Origin of the sequence: Salinisphaera sp. SWV1 (genome assembly GCF_052044155.1) — a bacterium.
Classification (GTDB): Bacteria; Pseudomonadota; Gammaproteobacteria; order Nevskiales; family Salinisphaeraceae; genus Salinisphaera.
The window spans coordinates 1-654 of the sequence record NZ_JBQDYE010000128.1 but is presented as its reverse complement, the minus strand read 5'-3'; the positions used below and the strand labels follow the sequence as shown (position 1 = coordinate 654).

1 protein-coding gene is annotated in these 654 nt (G+C 61.8%); it reads left to right on the top strand.

Translation table 11 applies throughout. From position 1 onward, the window contains the following. Positions 1-654: site-specific integrase (locus ACS8YF_RS19790; RefSeq protein ID WP_440851798.1), on the top strand; the 654-nt coding region annotated here is incomplete at both ends.

Below are 654 nucleotides of genomic sequence, written 5' to 3'. Positions count from 1 at the left end.
CACGCTCTCGCCCAAGACCATCAATAACCTGATGGGCGTGTTGAACATGATCATGACCGAGGCGGCCGACCGCTTCGAGTTCCCGAACCCGGTTCAGAACATCAAGCGGCTGCGGCTGCAGCGCAAGGACATCCAGCCGTTCTCGCTGGATGAGGTCCGTCTGATCCTCGACACCGTGCGCAGCGACTTCAAGCCGTACTACACGCTGCGGTTCTTCACCGGCATGCGCACCGGGGAACTGCACGGCCTCAAATGGTCGCGGATCGATTGGCAGGCGCGGCAGATCCTCGTCCGTGAAACCGTCGACAAGGGGTTGGTCGATTACACCAAGACCGATGGCTCGCAACGCGAGATCGCCATGTCATCGGTCGTGTATGACGCCCTACGGGCCCAGTTCGAGATCACAGGGGAGGGCGAGTATGTATTCGTCACCCGAGACGGTACGCCGCTCGATACCACCAATGTCACGCAGCGCGTCTGGTATCCGCTCCTGCGGTATCTGGAACTGGCGCCGAGGCGCCCTTACCACTGCCGTCATACCGCCGCGACGCTATGGCTGGCCGCCGGCGAAAACCCGGAGTGGATCGCGCGCCAGATGGGCCACACCACCACCGAGATGCTATTCCGCGTCTATTCCCGTTACGTCCCCAATCT